Source organism: Mycobacterium sp. (assembly GCF_049280035.1).
Lineage (GTDB): Bacteria > Actinomycetota > Actinomycetes > Mycobacteriales > Mycobacteriaceae > Mycobacterium.
The window spans coordinates 1-6,568 of record NZ_JBAPPI010000565.1 but is presented as its reverse complement, the minus strand read 5'-3'; the positions used below and the strand labels follow the sequence as shown (position 1 = coordinate 6,568).

The following is a 6,568-nucleotide window of genomic DNA, read 5'->3' as shown; positions in this document are numbered from 1 at the left end:
GGTGTGGACCACCGACAAGGACGGCATCATTCTGGCGTTGCTGGCCGCCGAGATCCTCGCCGTCACCGAAGCCACGCCGTCGCAGCGCTATCAGGAACTGACCGCGGAATACGGCGCCCCGACCTATGCGCGGATCGACGCGCCCGCCAACCGTGAACAGAAGGCCCGGCTTTCGAAGCTGTCAGCAGACCAAGTCGGCGCCACCGAATTGGCCGGAGAGCAGATCACCGCAAAGCTGACCACCGCGCCGGGCAACAATGCACCGCTCGGCGGGCTGAAGGTCACCACGGCCAATGCCTGGTTCGCCGCTCGGCCGTCCGGCACCGAAGACGTGTACAAGATCTACGCCGAGTCGTTCCGCGGCCCGGAGCATTTAGCCGAGGTCCAGCAAGCAGCCCAGGAGGTTGTGGATAAAGTCATCGGGTGACCCTCGCCACTCGACGCGCTCGCTTCGGCGGTTGGACTCGAAAATCGACGAGGCTTCCGCGGGAAGCCTGGGTGCTGATCGCGGCGAACGCGGTGGCCGCGCTTGGCTACGGTGTGGTGTCCCCGGTATTGCCGGCCTTCGCCCGAACGTTCGGGGTGAGCCTCGGCGCGGTGACGTTCTCGATCACGATTTTTTCGGTGATGCGGCTCTTCTCCGCCCCGCCCACCGGGTTGCTGGTGCAGCGGCTGGGCGAGCGGCGGGTCTATGTGGCCGGGCTGCTGATCGTGTCGGTGTCCACTGCTGTATGCGTATTCTCCCAAAACTATTGGCAGCTACTGGTATTCCGCGCGATCGGCGGCATCGGGTCGACGATGTTTTTCATTTCCGCGCTGGGGCTGATGATCCGGATCAGCCCTGCCGACGCGCGCGGACGGATCGCCGGGCTGTTCGTCAGCTCGTTTCTGATCGGCTCGGTCGCCGGCCCGCTTGTGGGCAGCCTCACCGCAGGTTTAGGGCTCAAAGCACCGTTTGTCATCTACGGAGTGGCGGTGTTGATCACGGCGATCGTGGTGTCCTACAGCTTGCGCCGGTCGACGCTGGGTGCACCCGCCGAGCACACCGAGCCGGCAGTGACGGTGCGCGCCGCGCTTCGACACCGCGCGTACCGCTCAGCGCTGGTGTCCAACTTCGCCACCGGCTGGGCGGTGTTCGGATTGCGAATGGCCATCGTGCCGCTCTTCGTCTCGGACGTGTTGGGCCGCGGGCCACGGATGACGGGCTTGGTTCTGGGGATGTTCGCGATCGGCAACCTCGTCGTGGTGTGGCCCAGTGGCTACCTGTCGGACCGCATCGGCCGGCGCACCCTGGTGATCGGCGGCCTATTCGCCTCCGGTGTGGCGACCATCTGGTTGGGCGCATCCTCGTCGGTGCCCGTCTTCCTCGTTGCCGCGTGCGTGGCAGGCGCGGCCTCGGGCGTTTTCACCTCACCGCAGCAGGCCGCGATCGCCGACATCCTGGGCAGCACGGCACGTACGGGCACCGCGGTATCGACCTTTCAGATGATGGTTGATCTGGGCGCCATCGTCGGCTCGTTGTCGGTGGCGCAGATCGCTGAGCACCTGAGCTACGGATGGGGATTTACGCTCAGCGGAATCGTGTTGTTGGCAGCCGGGGTGGGCTGGATCTTTGCACCGGAGACGCGGGTAGCGGGGCACACGCCGCGGCCCGGTGAATGGGAGACCGGGACCGCGTCGGAACTGGCCTGAGCAGATGGCTGACATCCACCGGATCCGGCCGCGATCAGCGATCGTGGTGGGTGCCGGCATCGTCGGGTTGTCGACGGCATGGTTTCTGCAGGAACGCGGCGTTTCGGTGAAGGTGGTCGACCGCACCGGCGTCGCGGCGGGCGCCTCCTGGGGTAACGCCGGTTGGATCGCTCCGGCGCTGAGTATCCCGCTCAACGACCCCCGAATGTTGCGATATGCGCTGCGGTCATTGCCGAATCGCGCTGCGCCCGTGCGGATTTCACCGAGTAGCGATCCAGTTCTGTGGAGATTCTTGATGCGATTCGCGATGAACTGTCGGGAGTCGTCGTGGTCGCGAGCAGTGCGGGCGAATCTGACGCTCAACCAAGAGTGCATGGCCGCGTACGACGTGCTGGTGTCCAACGGTGTGGACGCGACGATCACCGACGCGCCGATCACCGCGTTGTTCCGCACTTCGGCAGACGCCGAACACCTGCTGGAACAGCTGCAGCGTTTACAAGACGCCGGCCAGCCCAACTCCACTACGGAGTTGACCGGTGCGGCGTTGCGTGAGCAGGTGCCGCTTGCCTCGAGCGCGGTCTCCGTTGGTGTCCGCATCAACGGTCAGCGGTTCGTCGACCCCGGACGGTTCGTGCAGGCGCTGGGCCGCTCGGTCGTCGAACGGGGCGCAGCACTCGAGACCGTGGACGTCGCCGACGTGCGGACCGCCGGGGACGGTGTGGCTGTACATCCCCATAGTGGTCCGGCACTGACGGCCGACGTGGCGGTGATCGCTACCGGCGCGTGGTTGCCTGGATTAGTACGCCGCTGGGTCCGGGTTCCGGTGCAGGCCGGGCGCGGCTACTCCTTCACGGTGCCGGTGGAGCGCTCGGTTTTCGGGCCGATCTATCTGCCGGATGTGCGGGTGGCGTGCACGCCGTTGAATGGGAAGCTGCGGGTCACCAGCATGATGGAATTACGCCGTCCGGAGGCCCCGGCGTCTGCAAGCGTGGTCGATGCCATCGTCGATTCGGCGGCCCCGTTCTTCGACGGGGTCCGCTGGGCGGAGCGCGACGAGACATGGGTTGGCCCACGCCCGTTGAGTCCCGACGGGCGTCCGCTGGTGGGGCCGGTGCTGCAGAACCGGATCTTCGTCGCGGGTGGGCACGGCATGTGGGGCATGAAGCAGGGCCCGGCGACTGGTCGGCTGTTAGCCGAGCAGATCACCACCGGCAAGCAACCGCCAGGCCTGCGCGAACTCGACCCGCTGCGCTAGCGGGATGATGGGCACCTCAGACCCATCGTGATCAGCGACTTTGAAGCCTGGCGGGTGGTGGTGTAGCTTCGATGGGCACAACTTCTGGGGCTATGGCGCAGCTGGTAGCGCACCACACTGGCAGTGTGGGGGTCAGGGGTTCGAGTCCCCTTAGCTCCACCCTTTTGACTAGGCGATATGCAGTTTTCGCCTCTCGATCTGAGTCCTGCTAGATCAGCGGTTCGCTGATCCAATATGCGAGCAACCATTGTGCAGGTGCGGGCGGATCACTTGGCGTGGGATAGGCGATGAAGCTGATTGGCCGGCACACAGAGTGTGGTGAACTCGACCGGCTTGTCGACGCCGTGCGTGCCGGGGAGCGCTCACCAGCCCTACCATTCCGCCGAGCATCCGCCCGATCATCCACACTGCGCCCGGTAACGCCACGCGAAGCTGTCCTAAAGGGCCCGCTGTAACGGCCTCACCGAGCGGACCTCCACCGAGGACAGCGCTGGTAACAAACAGTCCCCGAAGACACGCGGTCAACGCTACTTTTAACGAGGGGTGGGAGCAATACACTCGCTGCAGGCCCGCTAGACCTGGACCGCAAACAATCACGCAATCGCCGGGAAGTAAGCAACAGTGAGCCACAACCGTGTCGACGCCACCGTGCTGCGGTCGGCTGTCGCGAGCATCGGTACGATTCGCCGCGGCACGCTGCTTCTCGTCGTCACGATCATGTTCGCACTCGTCGGCTGCTCAGAGTCGACCAGGCCGTCAACCACAACGATGGCGACCGCCACAGCGACCACGCTCCCGCCCGCGCAGTCGCTGCTGGCATCCGACCCCGCGCAGTGGCGGCTGGCATCCGACCCCGCGCGCCTGGCCGACGACCTTGTCGCCGACGAGCACGTGCTGCGCGACCCGTCGTCGTCGGAGGCTGTGTTAAGGGCGGTGGCGCGCCGCCAGCAAGCGGCCTACTACGCCCTCGGACGCCACCCCGAGTGGGACCCGACCGCGCGCTCGCGAATCCCGCCGTCGCTCCTCGAAATGTACGACCGCAATGTCGACGCGCGTCGGCAGCTCACCGCGATGAGCGAGGGCCAAACGCAAGATACGCTGCCTGCGTGGCGCATCGACCCGCCGACGCCGGCCGACGAGCTGCGGGGTTACTACCGCGAGGCGGAATCGGTGTCCGGCGTCGGATGGACCTATCTGGCGGCGATCAACCTGATCGAGACCGGCTTCGGCCGCGTCGCCGGCGTGAGCACCGCTGGTGCACTAGGCCCTATGCAGTTCTTGCCCTCGACATTTGGCGCCTACGGCGAGGGCGGCGACATCCTCTCGCCCCACGACAGCATCATGGCGGCCGGCCGCTACCTCGCCGTTAACGGCTTCGCCGGCGACCGCGAATACGCGCTGTACCGGTACAACAACTCGAACCAATACGTGCGGGCGGTCAACGACTACGCAGCGGTGCTCGCAGCCGATCCCGCTGCGTTTGCCGGGTACTACCGGTGGGAGGTCTATTTCAACACGACTGCCGGTGACGTGCGCCTGCCCACCGGTTACTCCGCGACCTCACCGATCCCCGTCGCGGTCTACCTGGTGAAGCACCCGCAATAAGCCATCGCGGCGCAGCAGAGCCTGCGGCCCGTTGACCCCAGCAAGCAACAAGGTCAACGGCTTGTGTCTGCTGATCACTTGACGCCGGCAAGCGAGTCAGAAGTGTGGCCAACATCGATGACGACGCTGTTGACGCTTTTTTGATGCGAATTTTGTTGTGGCAGTTCATGGTTTATCTACTTGAGGCCATTCCTGGGGCAGCGCGAATAGTTCGTGGATAGCCAGTGTGCCCTCGTTGCGGGTGACGTTGCCGCTGTCGTCGGCAGTCGTAGTTGCGAGTGAGTGTGTATCGGAAATCGGCATGGGCGACCACGGATTGACCCATATTTGCGGGACATCTCTAGCGGCTCCCCACGGGTCGATGTTGCGGCCGATCAGGACCGCGGACACGCGGCTACCGGCCGGCGGGTCACGACGCCAATAGCCGTTTTGCCTGCGAAACTCGTGAATCCATGGCTTGCTGGGCGTTCTGCAGGTACGTGAAGGTGGCTGAGCCGAACAATGCTTGATCTACCTCTCTAATGGGGTTCGGATGGCGTCGGCCTTTGGCTGTTCCGTTCCCTCCTGTTCGATGTCGAGTTCGAGCAGAAAATCGGTGTGTCTGGCCTTGTCAGTGCAGTCGAGTATCCATGCCTCATGCGGCGACCTCGGATTTGCGGGGATGGCTTTGCACTCGACATAGGTGCTGATACCGCCGCGAGTGACTAGGAAGTCCGGCTTCGTACCGTTGGGCATCGTCGGATGCACATCGGCGGCGTACCCGAGCCGGCGGTAGAACGTGTGGACGTACAGCTCCCACCATGCCCCGTAGTGCTGATCTTCACGCTGGCTCTGGAACCGGTTCCTCAGATCGTTGTCGCTGTCTGGGTATTCGCTGTACCACCCTTCCAGTTCCTCGCGGACCCGCGCCCAATCGGCTCGGTCGACTCGATTCATGAACTGAAAGACATTCTCGTCGGTGTATGGCATACGCGTGCTGTCGATTCGTTCGAACTCATCGAACAGCTTGCGCTCAGATCGGCTAGCCACGCCCGCAAAGCTACCGCCGCTAGCCGCGCACCCGCGCCGGCCCGTCGAGCAGACTGCACCCGCTGATGAGCGCGGGATCGTAAGTGACGGCGCCGCACTGGCAGCGCGCAAGCCACCATGAGAACGGCCAGCATTTTGCGCGTTTCTATTCCACACGCGTTAGTTAAGGATTATCTTAGCGGCACCTGAGAACAACCCTGTGGTCGGGAGGTTGGGCGATGGCTGGTCAGCGCTGCCCGAAGCGGAATCGTCGGTCGCGTAACGCGAGGGCACTCCGTCGTGCTGTGGTCGGTTTGATTGCGAGTGTCGGCGCGTTTTTGGCGTTCGGCATGACCCCGGTGGCCATGACGCCGTCGGCGCATGCTGATGAGTTTGACGTGATTATTGATCCGATCATCAACTCTCTTTCCAGCGTTGACCCCACGCTGGCTGTGGATATGACCGGCTGGCTGGCGAATCTCGACTCCGCATTGGCCGCGGCGTCAAGCGTCGATGCGTCGAGCCTGGCGGGCGCGGCCGCTACTGCGGAATCCAGCAGTCTTGGCGCGCTCTCCACGGATGTCGGTTCTGCGACGTCGACGGCCAACCCGTTTGACACCGGGCTGCACGGCCTTGAGCAGGATTGGATTAACAGCCCGTTGGGTCAAGAGGTTGACAGCGCATTGAACGCGTGGTTTACCCAAGCTGATCCCTCCGCGGTCAGCGCCGATGATCCCACCGCCGGCGCTTGCGGGTTGATTTGTAACGGCGCCAACGGACTCCCGGGCACCGGAGAAAACGGCCAAGGCGGCGGATTGCTGCTCGGCGACGGCGGCGCGGGCGGCTCCGGCGCGCCTGGCAGCGGTGAGGCCGGCGGTAATGGCGGTGATTCTGGGCTGCTGGGCTACGCCGGGACCGGCGGGGCGGGCGGAAGCTCAGCGACCGGCGACGGCGGGGCCGGCGGAGCAGGGGGTAATTCCGGCGACCCGCTGACGGGCTACGGCGGGG

General features: G+C 64.8%; 4 protein-coding genes, 1 tRNA gene and 2 pseudogenes. 6 read left to right on the top strand and 1 reads right to left on the bottom strand.

Translation table 11 applies throughout. The features are described 5' to 3' along the window. The 5 genes and pseudogenes from WAN71_RS18490 to WAN71_RS18470 all read left to right on the top strand — a co-directional run. Positions 1 to 427, top strand: a pseudogene (locus WAN71_RS18490) (phosphoglucomutase, alpha-D-glucose phosphate-specific); the annotation flags it as partial. Continuing rightward, the gene (locus WAN71_RS18485; protein ID WP_422226723.1) at positions 424 to 1,692 is read left to right on the top strand and encodes an MFS transporter; all 1,269 of its coding nucleotides are present in this window, start codon (positions 424 to 426) and stop codon (positions 1,690 to 1,692) included. The pseudogene WAN71_RS18490 and the gene WAN71_RS18485, both read left to right, overlap by 4 nt. Positions 1,693 to 1,696: 4 nt before the next feature. Beyond that, positions 1,697 to 2,947, top strand: a complete 1,251-nt coding sequence (locus WAN71_RS18480) for an NAD(P)/FAD-dependent oxidoreductase (protein WP_422226722.1) — start codon at positions 1,697 to 1,699, stop codon at positions 2,945 to 2,947. 86 nt (positions 2,948 to 3,033) lie between these two features. Further along, positions 3,034 to 3,106 (top strand) — tRNA-Ala (locus WAN71_RS18475). Positions 3,107 to 3,664: 558 nt separating this feature from the next. Beyond that, the gene (locus WAN71_RS18470; RefSeq protein WP_422226724.1) at positions 3,665 to 4,552 is read left to right on the top strand and encodes a transglycosylase SLT domain-containing protein; all 888 of its coding nucleotides are present in this window, start codon (positions 3,665 to 3,667) and stop codon (positions 4,550 to 4,552) included. A 510-nt stretch (positions 4,553 to 5,062) separates the two neighbouring features. Here WAN71_RS18470 and WAN71_RS18465 read toward each other — a convergent pair. Further along, positions 5,063 to 5,581 (bottom strand): hypothetical protein, encoded by a 519-nt coding sequence (locus tag WAN71_RS18465; RefSeq protein ID WP_422226721.1) that lies wholly within the window; start codon positions 5,579 to 5,581, stop codon positions 5,063 to 5,065. 284 nt (positions 5,582 to 5,865) lie between these two features. Here WAN71_RS18465 and WAN71_RS18460 point away from each other — a divergent pair. Continuing rightward, positions 5,866 to 6,568, top strand: a pseudogene (locus tag WAN71_RS18460) (hypothetical protein); the annotation flags it as partial.